We start from the raw sequence: 18,690 nt of genomic DNA on the forward strand, positions 1-18,690 counted from the left end.
AAGTATGGCGATTTTAAATTCAAAAGTTCCAAAAGGGCCATTAAAAGATAAATGGACATCTTATAAAGATCATATAAATTTAGTTAACCCTGCAAATAAACGATTAATAGATATTATTGTTGTTGGCACAGGTTTAGCAGGCGGTTCTGCTTCGGCAACTTTGGCGGAGTTAGGGTATAATGTAAAAGCTTTTGCTTATCAAGATTCGCCTCGTAGAGCGCACTCGATTGCAGCTCAAGGCGGTATCAATGCAGCTAAAAATTATCAAGGTGATGGTGATTCTTTTTATCGATTATTTTATGATACGGTAAAAGGAGGCGATTACCGTTCACGAGAAGCCAACGTATATCGTTTAGCAGAAGTATCGGCAAATATTATCGATCAATGTGTGGCACAAGGGGTTCCTTTTGCACGCGATTATGGTGGATTATTAGACAACAGATCATTTGGAGGAGTTTTAGTTTCGAGAACATTCTATGCAAAAGGACAAACAGGGCAACAATTATTATTAGGTGCTTATTCAGCCATGAATAGACAAATAGCACGTGGTAAAATTGAAATGTTTAACAGACATGAAATGTTAGATGTTGTTATTGTTGATGGAAAAGCTCGCGGTATTATTGCACGTAATTTAATTACAGGCGAAATAGAAAGACATTCAGCGCATGCAGTAGTAATTGCTTCAGGCGGATATGGAAATGTATATTTCTTATCTACAAATGCGATGGGGTCTAATGCAACAGCAGCATGGAAAATACATAAAAAAGGAGCCTTTTTTGCAAACCCTTGTTATACACAAATTCATCCAACATGTATTCCACGTTCTGGAGACTATCAGTCTAAATTAACCCTAATGTCAGAATCGTTACGTAACGATGGACGAATTTGGGTACCTAAAAAAATGGAAGATGTTGTAGCCATTAGAGAAGGAAAGTTAAAACCTACTCAAATAGCAGAAGAAGATAGAGATTATTATTTAGAAAGACGTTATCCTGCTTTCGGTAACTTAGTACCTCGCGATGTAGCATCACGTGCAGCAAAAGAACGTTGCGATGCAGGTTATGGGGTTAATGCTACGGGTGAAGCCGTATATTTAGATTTTAAATCGGCTATTGAACGTTACGGAAAAGAACAAGCAAAATTACATCATATAAGTAATCCTACGAAAGAAAAAATCACCGAATTAGGCGAAGCAATTGTAGAGGCTAAATATGGAAATTTATTTCAAATGTATGAGAAAATAGTTGACGATAATCCATATAAAACGCCAATGATGATATACCCTGCAACTCACTATACTATGGGGGGAGTTTGGGTAGATTATAACTTAATGACAACTATTCCAGGTTGTTATGCTATTGGTGAAGCTAATTTTTCTGACCATGGTGCTAACCGATTAGGGGCATCTGCATTAATGCAAGGTTTAGCTGACGGATATTTTGTGTTGCCATATACTATTGGCGATTATTTAGCAGACGATATTCGTACAGGAAAAATTTCAACAGACACCAAAGAGTTTGACGAAGCTGAAAAAGCCGTTAGAGACCGTATTGACTTTTTCATTAATAATGAAGGAGAACATTCTGTAGATTATTACCATAAGAAATTAGGAAAAATTATGTGGGATAAATGCGGAATGGCACGTAACGAAAAAGGCTTAAAAGAAGCAATGGCTGAAATTAAGGTTTTACGCGAAGATTTTTGGAAAAACGTAAAAGTTACTGGGTCGGCTAATGAAATGAATCCTGAGTTAGAAAAAGCGGGTAGAGTAGCTGATTTTTTAGAATTAGGAGAGTTGTTTGCTAAAGATGCTTTAAATAGAACGGAATCTTGTGGAGGTCACTTTAGAGAAGAATCTGTTGAATTAGATGGTCCGCAAAAGGGAGAGGCAAAACGAGATGATGTAAATTTTGCATACGTAGCTGCTTGGGAATACAAAGGCGAGCCAGCCGATGCAGTTTTGCATAAAGAGCAATTAGAGTTTAACGATATTGAATTGAAACAACGTAGTTATAAATAGATGTTAGTATTGAGATATGAGATATTAAGTTTTTTCAATTTAATGCTACTCAACACTCAATACTCAATACTTAAAATCTAGAAACATGAATTTAACACTTAAAATTTGGCGTCAAAAAAACGCAAGTGATAAAGGAAAAATGGTTGAATATAAAGTAACCAATATTTCTGAACACATGTCGTTTTTAGAGATGATGGACGTCTTAAACGAACAGTTAATAAACAAAGGAGAAGAGCCTGTTGCTTTTGACCATGATTGTCGTGAAGGCATTTGTGGCATGTGCTCTATGTATATTAATGGAGAGGCTCATGGTCCAGACCGAGGTGTTACTACCTGCCAATTACATATGCGTATGTTTAATGATGGTGATACGATTACTATCGAACCTTGGCGAGCGACAGCTTTTCCTGTAATTAAAGATTTAGTAGTAGATAGAAGTGCTTTTGAGCGTATACAACAAGCGGGTGGATATATATCTGTAAATACCTCAGGTAATACACAAGACGCCAATGCTATTCCTATTGCTAAAGAAGCAGCAGATAAAGCTATGGATGCAGCCACTTGTATTGGCTGTGGTGCTTGTGTTGCTACGTGTAAAAACTCTTCTGCAATGCTGTTTGTTGGCGCAAAAGTAAGCCAGTATGCTTTATTACCTCAAGGAGAAATAGAAGCTACCGATCGAGTACTAAATATGGTTGCTCAAATGGATGCTGAAGGATTTGGTAATTGTACCAATACAGGAGCTTGTGAGGTAGAGTGTCCTAAGGGGATTTCGTTAGAAAATATTGCGCGTATGAACTCAGAGTTCTTAAAAGCAAGTTTTAAAGGATAGGTAAATAATATAAATAACTTTTTATGATAGCCTATTTTTAACTGTTAAGTTAAAAATAGGCTATTTTATTTTCCTTTTTTGTATTTCCTTTTTAAGCGACTTTATTTGTATAAAACCTAAAACAACCATTGGAATAAAAAAAAGAGGTAAAAAAGTAAAAACAGAAATTCCTTTTACTCCAGTTAGTAATATTGCCATAACAATCATAATCAAAACAATTATGGTTTGTATAATGGTTAACACTTTTGTGCGTTTTAGTGTTTGAGTTAGCTCTTTAGAAGTAAAGTAAGCAAGTTTTTTTTTAGGCATTCGGTTTAATTTTTCGAATTAATTAATTGCGTAAAAATAAAAAATCTGCCTATTAAAGCAGATTTTAGAATTTGTTTTTTGTTAATTAACTAACAAGGTAATTAACAAAACTCATTATAAGCTTCTGCTAAATTTTGAGCAATCATTTCAGCAGAACGCCCTTCAATATGGTGACGCTCTAGCATGTGTACTAATTGGCCGTCTTTAAACAAAGCAATTGCTGGCGAAGATGGCGGAAAGGGTATCATATGCTCACGAGCCTTAGCGGTTGATTCTTTTTCAACTCCTGCAAAAACAGTAGTTAAGTAAGTTGGTTTTTTATCGCTATTTAAAGAGGCTATTGCTCCAGGTCTTGCTGTTCCAGCAGCACAACCACAAACCGAATTAACCATTACTAAAGTAGTTCCTTTTTTTGCTAAAGCATTTTCTACATCTTCAGCCGTATATAATGCGTCGAAACCAGCGTTAATTAACTCATCGCGCATTGGTTTTACTAATTCTTCTGGGTACATTTTTGTAAAATTTAAAGTGCAAATATACTTATATTTTTGCAAAGTATAAGTAACGATAACTTTATACATTGTAAGTTGCCAGTTTAAAATTATTTACAGTTGTGTAAAAAATAAATTACGGTAAAAACACTACATAACAACCGTTAAAATTAAAAAGTAATGAAAACAACATTGCTTTACACTCTTTAAAAAAGAGTAAAGTTTGTAACTTTACCTTTTTAAAAAAATACAACTAAATGGGAAAATTTGCAAGTTGGCTTGGGGCAGGGTTAGGTTTTACTTTAGGAGGTCCAATAGGAGCTATTATAGGCTTTACTATTGGTAATTTTGTTGATGGATTTAAAATTGATGGTTTTAATCAAGGGCAAATAGAGTATGAAAAAAGTCGACAACAACAAGCAAGAAGGCAAAGCCAGTATGGTCAAGCACAGGCAGGAGATTTTGAAATTAGTTTGTTAGTGCTAGCTTCTGTAGTTATAAAAGCCGACGGAAAAATAGATCAACGAGAGCTAGACTATGTGCGCCAATATTTTGTGCAAATGTATGGTAAACAAAAAGCCAATAATGCCTTTAAGCTTTTCAATGGAATTATAAAAAAGAATATATCGGTACGTCAGGTATGTATACAAATACGAGAAAATATGGCTCACGCTTCGAGGTTACAATTGGTTCATTTTTTGTTTAATATTGCAAAATCTGATGGAAATGTAACAGCATCTGAAGAAGAGGAAATTAAAAAAATTGCAGGCTATTTGTATATTAATATGGCTAGTTACCAATCTATTAAAGCCATGTTTTTTGATGTAACAGATAACGCCTACAAAATACTTGAAATTACAAAAACGGTTAGTAATGATGAGGTAAAAAAAGCGTATAGAAAAATGGCGAAAAAACATCATCCAGATAGGCTGCAAGGTTTAGGAAAAGAGTATATAAAAGAAGCAGAAAAAAAGTTTCAAAAAATTCAAGAAGCCTACGAAAAAATTAAAGCAGAAAGAAGGTTTAGTTAAAAATATAGTATGCTTAAAAAAATAGTAATTTTTACAAAAAGGCAAAAAGTTTAAAATAGTTAATTGATTATTCTGCTAAAAGCGACTTGATGCGCTCAAAATTAACCTATTAATTATTTGTTTGTTTTCTTACAACTTACTATATTTGCACCGAAATAAATACAGGAGAAAAAGGCAGGGGACGTAAGTCCCCTCTTTTTATACCAAAAATGAACCAAGATAAAGTTAAAGAATTAGTAAGTGCAGCCTTAAACGAAAATGATTCGTTGTTTTTAATTGATTTAGCCTTTTCGGCAGATAACAAAATTAAAGTGGTAGTTGATGGTGATAATGGGGTTCCGTTAAGTGAATGTGTTCGAATTAGCAGAAAAATTGAACATAATTTAGATAGAGAAGAAGAAGATTTTTCATTAGAAGTAACCTCTCCAGACATTACAAAACCTTTAAAAGTTCAAAGACAGTATCATAAGAATATTAATAAAATTCTTAAAGTAAAAACAGCTACTCAAGAGTATGAGGGTGCATTAACAAAAGTAACAGAAGACTATATTGTTATACAGTGGAAAACAAGAGAACCCAAACCAATAGGAAAAGGTAAACACACTGTAGAAAAAACAGCAACCATTGCTTATAACGATATTAAAGAAGCAACCGTGAAGATTATATTTTAAAAGAATATGGAGAATATTGCATTAATTGAGTCATTTTCAGACTTTAAAGACAATAAGAGTATAGATAGAGTAACTCTAATGTCTATTTTAGAAGAAGTTTTTCGTTCAGCTTTAAAACGTAAATTTGGCTCAGACGATAACTTTGATATTATTATAAATCCTGATAAAGGAGATTTAGAAATTTGGAGAAACAGAGTGGTCGTTGCCGATGGAATGTCTGAAGATGATAATGAAGAAATAGAGTTGTCAGAAGCTCGTAAAATAGAGCCAGATTTTGAAATTGGAGAAGAAGTGTCAGAAGAAGTAAAGCTAATTGATTTAGGTAGAAGAGCAATTTTAGCTTTACGTCAAAATTTGATTTCTAAAATTCACGAACACGATAGCACCAACGTGTTTAAACAATTTAAAGATTTAGAAGGAGAATTATATAGTGCAGAGGTGCACCATATTCGACATAATGCGGTTATTTTATTAGATGATGAAGGTAATGAAATTGTACTGCCAAAAAGCGAGCAAATTCGTTCAGATTTTTTTAGAAAAGGAGATTCTGTTCGTGGTGTAATTAAATCGGTAGAACTAAGAGGAAATAAGCCAGCTATTATTTTATCTAGAACCGCTCCTAGTTTTTTAACTAAGTTGTTTGAGCAAGAAATACCAGAAGTTTTTGACGGCCTTATAACCATTGAAGGTGTAGCAAGAATACCAGGAGAAAAAGCTAAAGTAGCGGTAGACTCTTACGATGATAGAATTGATCCTGTAGGAGCCTGTGTAGGGGTAAAAGGGTCTCGTATTCATGGAATTGTTAGAGAATTAGGTAATGAAAATATAGATGTTATCAATTACACTAAAAACGAACAATTATACATCGCTCGTGCTTTAAGTCCTGCAAAGGTGACTTCAATGGAAATAGAACACTTTGAAGAGGAAAAAGATGGTAAAAAAGGACGTGTAAATGTATTGCTTAAACCTGAAGAAGTATCAAAAGCAATTGGACGTGGCGGAGTAAATATTCGTTTAGCAAGCCAATTAACCCGTTATGAAATTGATGTTCAAAGAGAAGGTATTGAAGAAGAAGATGTAGAATTAACAGAATTTTCTGACGAAATAGAAGCATGGGTTATTGATGAGTTTCAAAAAATAGGATTAGAAACTGCTAAAAGTGTTTTAGAAAAAGACGTTTCAATGCTTTTACAAAGAACCGATTTAGAAGAAGAAACCATTTTAGAGGTGCAACGAATTTTACGAGAAGAATTTGAAGATTAAGCTTATAAAAGCTTTTATATTAAAAATAGCAGTTGCCTACTGCTCAATAAAATTAGGTAAAACAGAAAAAAATCATAACTATACCAAATTAGCGTATAAAGTGTGTTTTTTGTAAATAAAGACTAAAAAGTAATATATGTCTGAAGTTAAAAAATTAAGGCTAAATAAAGTTTTAAAAGAGTTAAATATCTCTTTAGATAGAGCCGTAGAACACTTGGCTAAAAAAGGTTATGAGGTAGAGGCTCGTCCTACTACAAAAATTTCAGATGCCGAATACCAAATTTTATTAGACGGTTTTGAAACTGATGCAAGCAAAAGAGCTGCGTCTAAAGAAGTAAGTGAAGAAAAAAGAAAAGAAAAAGAGGCGCTTAGGTTAGAATTAGAGGCTAAAAAACGATTAGAAGAAGAAGCTAAAAAGCAAGAAGTTCTAAAAGCAAAAGCTGAAAAATTAGAAATAAAAACAGTAGGCAAAATAGATGTTGACAAGCCCGTTGCTAAAAAAGAATTGGTTGTAGAAAAACCAAAAGAGAAACCTGTTGAAGAGAAAAAACCTGTTGAGGCAGAAAAACCAAAAGAGAAGCCTATTGTAGAAAAACCAGTTCAAGTAAAACCAAAAGAGAAGCCCGTTCAAGAAGTTAAAAAAGTTCAAGAAACAAAATCTAAAAAAGAAGAAAAAGAACAGGCTAATGTTGAGGTTACTCCTGAAAATGCTGAAAAAATTGAAACAAAGTATAAAAAGTTAGATGGCCCGAAAATTACTGGAAAAACAATCGACTTAAAACAATTTGAAAAGCCGAAAAAGAAAAAACCAGAAGCCAAAAAAACTAACGAAACAAATACTGATAAAAAACGCCGTAGAAGAATTAGTAAACCTTCTGTTGAAAAGAGTAGTACTCAAAATCAGCAGCATAGAGGTAATAATAGAGGGCAAAAAGGTAGACGCACAATAGTTCAAAAAGAAGAACTTACAGAAGCAGAAGTACAAAAGCAAGTACGAGAAACGCTAGAAAAATTACAAGGAAAATCTAAGAAAGGTAAAGGGGCTAAATACCGTAGAGATAAAAGAGATGCACATCGTCAACAAAACGAAGCAGAATTAGAAGCAGCAGCAGCAGAAAGCAAAATATTAAAAGTTACTGAGTTTGTTACGGTTTCAGAAGTAGCAACAATGATGGATAAACCTGTTACCGATATTATTTCTGCTTGTATGATGTTAGGAATGATGGTAACAATGAACCAACGATTAGATGCCGAAACCCTTTCTATTGTTGCAGAAGAATTTAATTATAAGGTTGAATTTGTAGGGGCAGAAGTTGAAGAATCGATTGAAGAAGTTGAAGATAAACCAGAAGATTTAAAATCACGACCTCCAATAGTTACCGTAATGGGGCACGTAGACCATGGTAAAACATCATTATTGGATTATATACGTAAAGCAAATGTAATTGCAGGTGAAAGCGGAGGAATTACCCAACATATTGGGGCTTATCAAGTAAGGCTAGAAAGCGGACAAAAAATTACATTTTTAGATACCCCTGGGCACGAAGCCTTTACCGCAATGCGTGCTCGTGGAGCGCAAGTAACCGATTTAGTTATTATTGTGGTTGCTGCAGATGATGATGTAATGCCACAAACCAAAGAAGCAATTTCGCATGCCCAAGCAGCAGGTGTTCCAATAGTTTTTGCTATTAATAAGATTGATAAGCCTAATGCTAATCCTGATAACATAAAAACGCAATTATCTACAATGAATTTATTAGTAGAAGATTGGGGTGGAAATATACAATCGCAAGATATTTCTGCAAAAACGGGAGAAGGAATTAGTGAATTATTAGAAAAAGTATTATTAGAAGCAGAGGTGTTAGAATTAAAGGCAAATCCAGATAAAAATGCTGTAGGAACCGTTGTAGAAGCGCAGTTAGATAAAGGTAGAGGATATGTTTCTACCATTTTAGTACAAGCAGGAACCTTGCGTATTGGTGATTATTTGTTAGCAGGAAAACATAGCGGTAAAGTTAGAGCAATGTTTGATGAGCGAAGTAAAAAGGTTAAACAAGCAGGACCATCAACACCAGTTTCTATTTTAGGATTAGATGGGGCACCACAAGCGGGTGATAAATTTAATGTGTTTGATGATGAACGTGAAGCAAAACAAATTGCCTCTAAACGTTCGCAGTTACAAAGAGAGCAATCTGTACGAACACAAAAAACACTTACTTTAGACGAAATTGGACGTCGTATAGCATTAGGCGACTTTAAAGAGTTAAATATTATTTTAAAAGGAGACGTAGACGGTTCTGTTGAGGCATTAACAGATTCATTCCAAAAGCTATCGACCGATGAAATCCAAGTTAATATTATTCATAAAGGTGTTGGAGCGATTACCGAAAGTGATGTTTTATTAGCTTCTGCCTCTGATGCTATTATTATTGGATTTAACGTACGCCCTCAAGGTAATGCACGCGCCGTAGCCGATAGAGAAGAAGTAGATATTAGATTTTATTCTATTATTTATAATGCTATTAATGACCTAAAAGATGCTATGGAAGGCTTGTTGTCGCCTGAAATGAAAGAAGAAATTACGGGTAATGTAGAAATTAGAGAGGTATATAAAATCTCTAAAATTGGTAACATTGCTGGTTGTATGGTAATTAGTGGTAAAATTTATAGAGATTCTAAAGTGCGTATTATACGAGATGGAATTGTTGTTCACGACGGTGTTTTAGCTTCGTTAAAACGTTTTAAAGACGATGTAAAAGAAGTGGCTAAGGGATATGATTGTGGGCTTCAAATTAAAGGTTATAATGATATACAAGTAGATGATATCATAGAAGCTTACCAAGAAGTGGCAGTTAAGAAAAAACTTAAATAAAGGTAATATTTTACCTTAAAAGGGTTTCAGTTTTAAATAAGCTAAACCCTTGATAAATAAGTTTACAATATTTATTGGGATAGTGTCAAAATAAAAGACACTATCCCAATTTTTTTTTAGATAGTGCCTTTAATATGTTATTTGTTTCCAATCATTAACAATTCATTACACACTATTTCGGTAACATATCTTTTTTCGCCCTCTTTAGTTTCATAGCTTCGATACGTAATTTTTCCTTCTAGCGCAACTTCGCTTCCTTTTTGCAGGTAATTTTCTATAATTTCTGCGGTTTTATTCCAAGCAATAACTTGATGCCACTGAGTTTCAGTTACTTTTTCACCTTCAGTATTTTTATAGCTTTCATTTGTAGCTATAGAAAATTTAGCTAATTTTTTACCACTATCTAAAGTAATAATTTCAGGGGTATTACCTAGATTACCAATCAACTGTACCTTGTTTTTAAGTGCGTTCATAATATTATATTTTTAAATTAAACAGTTAAGACGTTGTCATTCAAAATGAATTGACATTGCAAATATCAGAACGTATTTTTACTACAATTGTTTATTAATCGTTTGTTTTCGTTTGTAAATGAATGTAATCGTTTATATATTTGAAATTAAATTTTCAAGACATGAAATTTTATTTAGAAACCCCTCGTTTAATTTTAAGAGAACTTCAAGAAAGTGATGTAGAAGCAATTTTTGAGTTAGACTCTGACCCCCAAGTGCATAAATATTTAGGTAATAAGCCTATTACTACCTATAAAGAGGCAGCAGATAATATTGCTTTTGTGCAAAAGCAGTATAAAGAAAGGGGGATTGGAAGATTAGCCTGTATAGAAAAGTTTTCGGGTAAATTTATAGGGTGGTCTGGATTAAAATATAACCAAGGTAAAAATGAGGCGCTTAATGGTTTTGTTAATTTTATAGATATAGGGTATCGATTAATTCCAAAATATTGGGGTAAACGGTATGCTTCAGAGTCTGCTTTAGCATGTTTAAATTTTGGTTTTAATAAAATGAATTACGATATTATTTATGGTGCTGCCGAAACGCAGAACATTGCCTCAAACAAAGTTTTACAAAAAATAGGATTGTATTTTATAAATGAGTTTACTTATAAAAATATGAAAGTAAATTGGTATGAATTAAAAAAAACCGAAAATGAGCGATAAAAAATGTTTAGAATGTGGTGATAAAGTGGTTGGGCGAATTGATAAAAAGTTTTGTTCTGATTATTGTCGAAATGCATATAACAATAAGGTTGATAAAGAGAGTAAAAATTTGATTAGAAACACAAACAACCGTTTGCGAAAAAACTACAAAATACTTTCAGAGCTCAATACTTCTGGTAAAACAAAAGTAACTAGGCGTACCTTGTTTGATAAAGGTTTTGATTTTCAACTTATAACATCACTATATATTACAAAAAAGGGAAACACCTATTTTTATGTATACAATCAAGGGTATTTAGCGTTAGAAAACGAGTTGTATTTGTTGGTAAAACAAGATTAAAAGGTTATTTGTTTTTTAGGTGAATGGTTAGTCAACAGATGTGTATAATTGTTAGTTACGATAAAGGTCAGTAATTATTTTTTCAGATTAATAGTTGTGTTTTTAATTATTCATAGAAATGTGACACCTATAGCAAATGCTCCAACAAACTGTTTTACAGAGGGTTGAAAATAATATACAAATCCTAAATCAACATCATTATTTTTTCCCAATTCTGCTCCAAAAGAGAATGGAATGTGATAAATAACTCCACTTTTATCTATGTTGTCAAATGCGGTTGATGTTTCAAATTTTCCAATAGAAGTTCCAACTCCAATTTCAACGTAAGGTGCTACCCAAGGTATAGGTGCTTTAACTCGAACTTTTCCGCCAAGCAAAAGTGCCTTCGATTCGGCTTTTTCATCAGTTGGATTGTCATTTAAGTCTTTTCCGTTTGAATTTGTCAAAACGAAACCAGCATAAGGTATAAACTCAATCCATGAAGCTGCTTTAAGAGCCAACTCTCCTTGCGCGAAAAACCCACCATCTGCAATTTTGTTAACACTATTGAAGGGAGTACTTATTCCATATCCAATTTGAGCATTAATTGATTTTTCTTTTATAAATTGTGCTTTAACAAAATTTGAAGTTAATACAATTAGTATTAATGCAAGCGTTTTTCTCATAAGCGTGTTACAGCGATAAAAATTAAAGGATGTTTTAAACTATTTCCAAGAATTTGCCTTTAACTTCATAGCCGCTTTTAATATATCTTTTTGGCTAATTTGCCCAACTATCTTGCCGTTTTCTACAATTGGAAACCTACGTCTTTTAGATTCTAAAAATTTATTTGCGGCATCAAAAATATTCATATTGCCATCAATGGTTTCAACATCTTTAACCATGGCTTTTTCAACCGTATTTTTAGCGTCTAGCGGCATATTGTAATACCGACTTTCTGATAATTGTTTTATACAATCTCCTTCCGAAATAATACCAATTAATTCACTTTTTTCATTTACAACAGGCCCCCCTGAAATTTTATTTTTAATTAATGTTTCAATTACATCCTCAATAGGCTGGTTAGGCTTAAATGTAATTAACTTCGTAGTCATGTAGTCTGAAACTAAAATCTGTTCGTTTTGCTTGTTTTGAGAACTGCTAGTTCTTTTTCCTTGAAAATTTTTAAAACCCATAATCGTTGCTTTTTATGCAATATACCGTTTTTTTTCTTAAATTTTATTAGTTTTTTTAAAATACTTATGCCTAAGTTTATTCTGTGAATTATAACTCTAAATAAACTAATTGATAGCAAACCAAAAAATTACCTTTTGGCTCAAATAAATGAAAGCATATTTTTGAGCTGTAAAAAACAAGAGAAAAACCTTTTAAAAGTACTTTAAAAAAGATACCTTTGCACCTCGAAAAAAGTGAGGTAATTATCACTTATTAAATTAGTATAACTTAATTACATAAAGTAATGTCAACAATAACAGGTAAAGTTTCTCAAATTATTGGTCCCGTAATTGACGTAGAATTCAATACAGAAAACGAATTGCCAAAGATTTACGATTCGTTAGAAATTAAAAAAGCAGATGGTTCTACACTCGTTTTAGAAGTTCAACAACACATTGGTGAAGATACTGTTCGAACCATTTCTATGGATGCGACTGATGGATTAAGCAGAGGTACAGAAGTTACTTCCACTGGAAATCCGATTCAAATGCCCATAGGAGATGATATTTACGGGCGTTTATTTAATGTAACAGGTGATGCTATCGATGGTTTAGGTGATTTGCCTAAAACAGGAAAATCAGGGCTGCCAATACACCGTCAAGCTCCAAAATTTGAGGAATTATCAACTTCTACAGAAGTTTTGTTTACTGGTATAAAAGTTATTGATTTAATTGAGCCTTATGCAAAAGGAGGTAAAATTGGTTTGTTTGGAGGTGCTGGAGTTGGAAAAACTGTATTAATTCAAGAATTAATTAATAACATTGCAAAAGGACACGGAGGATTATCTGTATTTGCTGGAGTTGGAGAGAGAACACGTGAAGGAAATGATTTATTGCGCGAAATGTTAGAATCAGGAATTATCAAATATGGAGATGATTTTATGCATTCTATGGAAGAAGGTGGTTGGGACTTAGCAAAGGTTGATAAATCAGGAATGAAAGATTCTAAAGCAACTTTTGTTTTTGGTCAAATGAACGAACCTCCTGGGGCACGTGCACGTGTAGCTTTATCAGGGTTAACCATTGCTGAATATTTCCGTGATGGAGCTGGAGAAGCACAAGGAAAAGATGTACTGTTCTTTGTTGATAATATTTTCCGTTTTACTCAAGCAGGTTCAGAGGTGTCGGCTTTATTAGGTCGTATGCCATCTGCCGTAGGATACCAACCTACATTAGCTACTGAAATGGGTGCGATGCAAGAACGTATTACGTCAACTAAAAAAGGATCAATTACTTCTGTACAAGCGGTTTACGTGCCTGCAGATGATTTAACAGACCCTGCCCCTGCAACTACTTTTGCTCACTTAGATGCAACTACCGTATTATCTCGTAAAATTGCTGAGTTAGGTATTTACCCAGCTGTAGACCCATTAGATTCTACATCTCGAATATTAACAGCTGATATTTTAGGAGACGAACACTATAATTGTGCACAAAGAGTAAAAGAAATTTTACAACGATATAAAGAGTTACAAGATATAATCGCCATTTTAGGAATGGAAGAATTATCTGAAGAAGATAAATTAGTAGTACATAGAGCACGTAGAGTACAACGTTTCTTATCTCAACCATTCCATGTAGCTGAGCAATTTACAGGTATACCAGGAGTGTTAGTAGATATTAAAGACACCATTAAAGGATTTAATATGATTATGGATGGTGAGTTAGATAAATATCCAGAAGCGGCATTTAACTTAAGAGGTTCTATTCAAGATGCTATTGATGCTGGAGAAAAAATGTTAGCAGAAGCATAAAATTGGTTCGTGGTAAACTTTTTTCAACCTTTATGGTTTGAAAAAAGTAAGCTATAAACTGCAAACTAAAAGAAATATGTATTTAGAAATTGTAACGCCAGAAGCCGTTTTATTTTCGTCAGAAGTTGATTCTATTTCAGTACCAGGCATAGAGGGTGAATTCCAAATGTTAAATAACCACGCCCCTATTGTTTCAATTTTAAAAGAAGGAAATATAAAAATACACACACATACAAAACAACATTTAGTGTTTGATGAGTTGAATGGACATATTTCTACTCATGCAGATGACGATAAAATATTGGTATTAACAATACAATCAGGTACTCTAGAGTTTAAAGATAATAAAGCAATAATATTAGCCGATTAAAGCTCGGAAAATATACACGTAAAGCGGTTTAAAAGTGTTGTTTAGAAAGTTGTTGAGGTTTTGTCTCATAAACTTAATAAGCATTTTTAAACCGCTTTATTTTTACAATAATTTTAGCGCTACTAAAATTTTGATATTTTTAACCTTTAAAAATATATTTGGTAGTAAATAATATTAGAATAGCAACCAACAAAGCTATTGCTACATATATAGCCGAATTTTTATAATACTTTTGGTGGTTTTTGGCATCTTTTTTATAACTGTATACCATAAGAGTTATAAAAGCTAGTACAAAAAAAATAGCAAAAACAATTCGACCTGTTGTAAACATAAAAAAGTATTTTTAGTATATCTTTTCAAATAAAAAACAAAATTAGAAAATTTAAATAGGTAAAACACATCATAATTAAAATTATATACGTTTAAAATGAAAAATAAAATAGCTGCTGTACAAGAATTTCATACGGCTTTTAAATTAGGAATACAAAATAAACCCATAGCCGATATTGGTAAAGACAAAATTAGATTACGCTATAATTTGATGAAAGAAGAAAATGAAGAATATTTAGAAGCGGCTAAACAAAATGATTTAGTAGAGATAGCCGACGCTTTGGGCGATATGCTTTACATTTTATGTGGTACCATTATAGAACATGGTTTTCAAGATAAAATAGAAGCTGTTTTTCAAGAAATTCAGCGTAGTAATATGAGTAAGCTAGGTGAAGACGGCAAGCCAATATACCGAGAAGATGGCAAGGTATTAAAAGGGCCAAATTACTTTAAGCCTAATATTAAAGCGATTTTAGAAGACTAAAAACGGTAAACAATGTTATTCTAATTTTTTTACTTCAATTTTTTTTATGCTTTGGCTTACAGATGACATTTCGTTTCCGCCTTATGAAACCGCTACAGAAGAAGGAATTATAGCATTAGGAGGCGATTTGTCGGTTAAAAGGTTGGTATACGCTTATAAAAAAGGAATTTTTCCTTGGTTTTCACAAGGAGAACCCATTGTATGGTATTGCCCTCCTACACGCATGGTATTGTTTCCTGATGAATTAAAAATTTCGAAATCAATGAAACAAATTATAAAAAAAAATAAATTTTTAATTACCGAAAATACAGCATTTGAAAAGGTGATTGCTAATTGTAAAAATATACCTCGTAAAGGAGAATTAGGTACCTGGATAACCGATAGTATGCAAAAAGCCTATATAAAACTTTATAAAAAAGGATGGGCAAAATCTATTGAAGTATGGTTTTTAGATGGCGAAGAAAAAAAAACATTAGTAGGCGGGTTGTACGGTGTAGATTTAGGAAATGGCGTTTTTTGTGGCGAAAGCATGTTTTCTAAAATGGCCAACACCTCTAAATTAGCATTTATTTATTTAGCACAAAGTGAGTTGTATAAGCTTATTGATTGTCAGGTTTATAATAGTCATTTAGCTAGTTTAGGAGCTAGAGAAATTGCCAGAGAAACATTTTTAAAATGGTTATAAAATAACTCTTATCTTTGACCTTTTTAATTTAAATACCTATCTTATTTATACTTTAAAATGAACTTACAAAACGCCCAACAACAAGTTGACGATTGGATAAAAACACATGGGGTTCGTTATTTTAACGAATTAACCAATATGGCACAGCTAACCGAAGAAGTAGGTGAAGTGGCTCGAATTATTGCCCGTAGGTATGGAGAACAAAGTGAAAAAGAAAGTGATAAGCATAAAGATTTAGGCGAAGAATTGGCCGATGTTGTTTTTGTGGTTTTATGTTTAGCCAATCAAACAGGGGTAGATTTACAAACTGCTTTTGATAAAAAATTAGCCCTAAAAACCAAACGCGACCATAACCGTCATCATAACAACGAAAAATTAAAATAATTTTGGATTTACAACTTACTTCAAGTACGTCTAAAAATACAAAAGACGAAGTTAAAATAACTATTTCAGGATCAAAAAGTGAATCGAATAGGCTGTTAATTTTACAACAATTATATGCTACCATAAATATCGAAAATTTATCAGATTCTGATGATACCAAACATTTACAACACGCATTAAGTACAAATAATGAGGTTATAGATATTGGTCATGCAGGTACTGCAATGCGATTTTTAACATCTTTTTTTGCAACAAAAAACGGTAGAACGGTTACTTTAACAGGGTCTGAAAGAATGCAAAATAGACCTATCGAAATTTTAGTAAATGCACTAAAAGACTTAGGGGCTAATATTACCTATAAAAACAAAATAGGTTATCCGCCTATAACCATTAAAGGAGGTGTTATCACTAAAAATACCGTTAAAATAAATGGTAATGTAAGTAGTCAATATATTTCATCGTTGCTTTTAATTGCACCAAAATTAACAAACGGATTAACTATTGAACTTATTGGTAAAATTACTTCAATTCCGTATATAAAAATGACATTAAGCTTGTTAAATCAATTGGGTATTGAAACCCAATTTAAAGACAACTTTATTAGTGTTAATCCGATAAAAGAAATACCAAAGCAAACCGTTGTGGTAGAATCTGATTGGAGTTCAGCTAGTTATTTTTATTCGTTAGTAGCCTTAAATAAAATAGGGTATGCCGTAACGCTAACATCGTATAAAAAAAATAGCTTACAAGGTGATAGTTGTTTATCAGAGATATACCAAAACTTTGGTGTAACCACAGTTTTTGAACATAATTCAATTACACTAACAAAAACTGCCAAACACAATACGGTACCTTTTTCGGTTAACCTAAGCAATGCTCCAGATATTGCACAAACTATTGCAGTAACTTGTTTTGGCTTAGGTGTTGCTTGTGAACTAACAGGTTTGCACACACTAAAAATTAAAGAAACAGATCGGTTAGAAGCCCTTAAAAACGAATTAACCAAACTAGGGGCGCAAATTTCTGTTACTAATGATAGCTTAGACTTAAAAGCAGCAACAACGTATAATAAAAATATTGCTATAGAAACTTATAACGATCACCGAATGGCAATGGCATTTGCGCCATTAGCATTAAAAATTCCATTAATAATTTTAGATGCTGAGGTGGTAACTAAATCGTATCAAAAATTTTGGTCTGATTTTGAAAAAGTAGGTATTTATACAGCCGTTTATAAAAAATGATTTTTTAGAATAAATTTATAAGAAAATAAACAGTAAAACGCTTGACAAGCCCTAATAGCATATTGTATATTTGCCCTCTTGAAAAACAACACAGTTTATGAAATTATCTAACTTTGGGTTTAATTTACCTCAAGAATTATTAGCAGAATACCCTTCAGAATACAGAGATGAGGCTCGATTAATGGTTTTACATCGAGATACACAAACAATTGAACATAAATTATTTAAAGACCTAATCAATTATTTTGACGAAGGTGATGTAATGATGCTCAATAATACGAAGGTGTTTCCTGCTCGTATGTATGGGAACAAAGAAAAAACAGGTGCTCGTATAGAAGTTTTTTTATTACGCGAATTAAATGCTGAAAATCGATTATGGGATGTGTTGGTAGATCCTGCGCGTAAAATTAGAATAGGTAATAAGTTGTTTTTTGGCGATGATGATACCTTAGTAGCAGAAGTTATAGATAATACAACTTCTCGAGGACGAACTTTACGATTTTTGTTTGATGGTAGCTATGAAGAGTTTCGTAAAAAATTATTAGAGTTAGGTGAAACACCGTTACCTAAATACATAAAACGAACTGTTGAGCCCGAAGACGAAGAGCGTTATCAAACCATTTTTGCTAAACATGAAGGGGCAGTTGCTGCACCTACAGCTGGGTTGCATTTTTCTAAACATTTAATGAAGCGTTTAGAAATAAAAGGGGTTGATTTTGCCGAAATTACTTTACATGTTGGGTTAGGTACTTTTAATCCAGTTGAAGTAGAAGATTTATCGAAACATAAAATGGATTCGGAACAAATTATTATTCCAGAAGAAAGCGCAAAAATTGTAAATAATGCGATAGACCATAAAAAAAAGGTTTGTGCGGTAGGTACAACTGTTATGCGTTCGATTGAATCGTCTGTTTCAGCCGATAAACACTTAAATCCTTATGAAGGATGGACCAATAAATTTATTTTTCCACCTTACGATTTTAGTATTGCTAATTGTATGATTACTAACTTTCATACACCAAAATCAACGTTATTGATGATGACCGCTGCTTTTGCAGGGCATGACTTTATTATGAGAGCTTATAAAGAGGCTATAAAAGAAAAATATAAGTTTTATTCGTATGGCGATGCCATGTTAATTTTATAAATTCACGAATAAAAGAGGTTGTAAATTGCAGTATTCTAAATAGCTAATACGTTGCTTTTAACAACCTCTTTT

At 32.8% G+C, this 18,690-nt stretch carries 20 protein-coding genes; 15 read left to right on the forward strand and 5 right to left on the reverse strand.

From position 1 onward, the window contains the following. The first annotated feature begins 4 nt into the window (after positions 1-4). Positions 5-2,020 (forward strand): fumarate reductase/succinate dehydrogenase flavoprotein subunit, encoded by a 2,016-nt coding sequence (locus tag AB2B44_RS04695; protein ID WP_369048386.1) that lies wholly within the window; start codon positions 5-7, stop codon positions 2,018-2,020. Between the two features lie 85 nt (positions 2,021-2,105). Continuing rightward, the gene (locus tag AB2B44_RS04700; protein ID WP_369048387.1) at positions 2,106-2,852 is read left to right on the forward strand and encodes a succinate dehydrogenase/fumarate reductase iron-sulfur subunit; all 747 of its coding nucleotides are present in this window, start codon (positions 2,106-2,108) and stop codon (positions 2,850-2,852) included. 60 nt (positions 2,853-2,912) lie between these two features. Here the strand turns inward: AB2B44_RS04700 and AB2B44_RS04705 are convergent, their stop codons facing one another. Further along, the gene (locus tag AB2B44_RS04705; RefSeq protein WP_369048388.1) at positions 2,913-3,161 is read right to left on the reverse strand and encodes a hypothetical protein; all 249 of its coding nucleotides are present in this window, start codon (positions 3,159-3,161) and stop codon (positions 2,913-2,915) included. Between the two features lie 101 nt (positions 3,162-3,262). Beyond that, positions 3,263-3,673: a BrxA/BrxB family bacilliredoxin gene (locus AB2B44_RS04710; RefSeq protein WP_369048530.1), complete on the reverse strand. Its 411-nt coding sequence runs from the start codon at positions 3,671-3,673 to the stop codon at positions 3,263-3,265. A gap of 236 nt (positions 3,674-3,909) precedes the next feature. Between AB2B44_RS04710 and AB2B44_RS04715 the strand changes: the two genes are divergently transcribed. From AB2B44_RS04715 to infB, 4 genes are all read left to right on the forward strand, one after another. Then, a complete protein-coding gene (locus AB2B44_RS04715; protein ID WP_369048389.1) occupies positions 3,910-4,683 on the forward strand; it encodes a TerB family tellurite resistance protein in 774 nt (257 codons plus the stop codon). A 209-nt stretch (positions 4,684-4,892) separates the two neighbouring features. Beyond that, a complete protein-coding gene (gene rimP, locus AB2B44_RS04720; protein ID WP_369048390.1) occupies positions 4,893-5,354 on the forward strand; it encodes a ribosome assembly cofactor RimP in 462 nt (153 codons plus the stop codon). A 6-nt stretch (positions 5,355-5,360) separates the two neighbouring features. Continuing rightward, positions 5,361-6,617 (forward strand): transcription termination factor NusA, encoded by a 1,257-nt coding sequence (nusA, locus tag AB2B44_RS04725; protein ID WP_369048391.1) that lies wholly within the window; start codon positions 5,361-5,363, stop codon positions 6,615-6,617. Between the two features lie 136 nt (positions 6,618-6,753). Then, positions 6,754-9,489, forward strand: a complete 2,736-nt coding sequence (gene infB, locus AB2B44_RS04730; RefSeq protein ID WP_369048392.1) for a translation initiation factor IF-2 — start codon at positions 6,754-6,756, stop codon at positions 9,487-9,489. Positions 9,490-9,626: 137 nt separating this feature from the next. Here infB and AB2B44_RS04735 read toward each other — a convergent pair whose 3' ends face one another. Beyond that, the gene (locus AB2B44_RS04735) at positions 9,627-9,962 is read right to left on the reverse strand and encodes a single-stranded DNA-binding protein (protein WP_369048393.1); all 336 of its coding nucleotides are present in this window, start codon (positions 9,960-9,962) and stop codon (positions 9,627-9,629) included. Positions 9,963-10,123: 161 nt separating this feature from the next. Here AB2B44_RS04735 and AB2B44_RS04740 point away from each other — a divergent pair, with 161 nt between their 5' ends. Next, positions 10,124-10,666: a GNAT family N-acetyltransferase gene (locus AB2B44_RS04740; protein ID WP_369048394.1), complete on the forward strand. Its 543-nt coding sequence runs from the start codon at positions 10,124-10,126 to the stop codon at positions 10,664-10,666. Beyond that, positions 10,656-11,006, forward strand: coding sequence for a hypothetical protein (locus tag AB2B44_RS04745; protein ID WP_369048395.1), 351 nt, complete (start codon positions 10,656-10,658; stop codon positions 11,004-11,006). The genes AB2B44_RS04740 and AB2B44_RS04745 overlap by 11 nt, the downstream gene beginning before the upstream one ends. Positions 11,007-11,116: 110 nt before the next feature. On the opposite strand, the gene AB2B44_RS04750 is transcribed toward AB2B44_RS04745, so the two are convergent. Both AB2B44_RS04750 and AB2B44_RS04755 read right to left on the reverse strand, forming a co-directional pair. Then, the gene (locus AB2B44_RS04750; RefSeq protein WP_369048396.1) at positions 11,117-11,671 is read right to left on the reverse strand and encodes a hypothetical protein; all 555 of its coding nucleotides are present in this window, start codon (positions 11,669-11,671) and stop codon (positions 11,117-11,119) included. Between the two features lie 39 nt (positions 11,672-11,710). Beyond that, positions 11,711-12,181 (reverse strand): CBS domain-containing protein, encoded by a 471-nt coding sequence (locus tag AB2B44_RS04755; protein ID WP_369048397.1) that lies wholly within the window; start codon positions 12,179-12,181, stop codon positions 11,711-11,713. Between the two features lie 284 nt (positions 12,182-12,465). Here AB2B44_RS04755 and atpD point away from each other — a divergent pair, with 284 nt between their 5' ends. The 7 genes from atpD (at position 12,466) to queA (ending at position 18,618) form a co-directional block, all read left to right on the forward strand. Then, positions 12,466-13,974: a F0F1 ATP synthase subunit beta gene (gene atpD / locus AB2B44_RS04760; RefSeq protein WP_369048398.1), complete on the forward strand. Its 1,509-nt coding sequence runs from the start codon at positions 12,466-12,468 to the stop codon at positions 13,972-13,974. A 76-nt stretch (positions 13,975-14,050) separates the two neighbouring features. Beyond that, positions 14,051-14,344, forward strand: coding sequence for a F0F1 ATP synthase subunit epsilon (locus AB2B44_RS04765; RefSeq protein WP_369048531.1), 294 nt, complete (start codon positions 14,051-14,053; stop codon positions 14,342-14,344). A gap of 427 nt (positions 14,345-14,771) precedes the next feature. Then, the gene (locus AB2B44_RS04770; protein ID WP_369048399.1) at positions 14,772-15,158 is read left to right on the forward strand and encodes a hypothetical protein; all 387 of its coding nucleotides are present in this window, start codon (positions 14,772-14,774) and stop codon (positions 15,156-15,158) included. 46 nt (positions 15,159-15,204) lie between these two features. After that, positions 15,205-15,843 carry a leucyl/phenylalanyl-tRNA--protein transferase gene (gene aat, locus AB2B44_RS04775; RefSeq protein ID WP_369048400.1) on the forward strand — a complete coding sequence of 213 codons (639 nt, stop codon included), beginning with the start codon at positions 15,205-15,207 and terminating at the stop codon, positions 15,841-15,843. 57 nt (positions 15,844-15,900) lie between these two features. Then, on the forward strand, positions 15,901-16,227 hold the full coding sequence (locus AB2B44_RS04780; RefSeq protein ID WP_369048401.1) for a nucleotide pyrophosphohydrolase: 327 nt from the start codon (positions 15,901-15,903) through the stop codon (positions 16,225-16,227). Between the two features lie 2 nt (positions 16,228-16,229). Then, positions 16,230-17,471, forward strand: a complete 1,242-nt coding sequence (locus tag AB2B44_RS04785; protein WP_369048402.1) for a 3-phosphoshikimate 1-carboxyvinyltransferase — start codon at positions 16,230-16,232, stop codon at positions 17,469-17,471. Positions 17,472-17,568: 97 nt separating this feature from the next. Next, positions 17,569-18,618 carry a tRNA preQ1(34) S-adenosylmethionine ribosyltransferase-isomerase QueA gene (gene queA / locus AB2B44_RS04790; RefSeq protein ID WP_369048403.1) on the forward strand — a complete coding sequence of 350 codons (1,050 nt, stop codon included), beginning with the start codon at positions 17,569-17,571 and terminating at the stop codon, positions 18,616-18,618. The last annotated feature ends 72 nt before the right edge of the window (positions 18,619-18,690 follow it).

The organism is Tenacibaculum sp. UWU-22 (assembly GCF_041021355.1).
GTDB lineage: Bacteria > Bacteroidota > Bacteroidia > Flavobacteriales > Flavobacteriaceae > Polaribacter.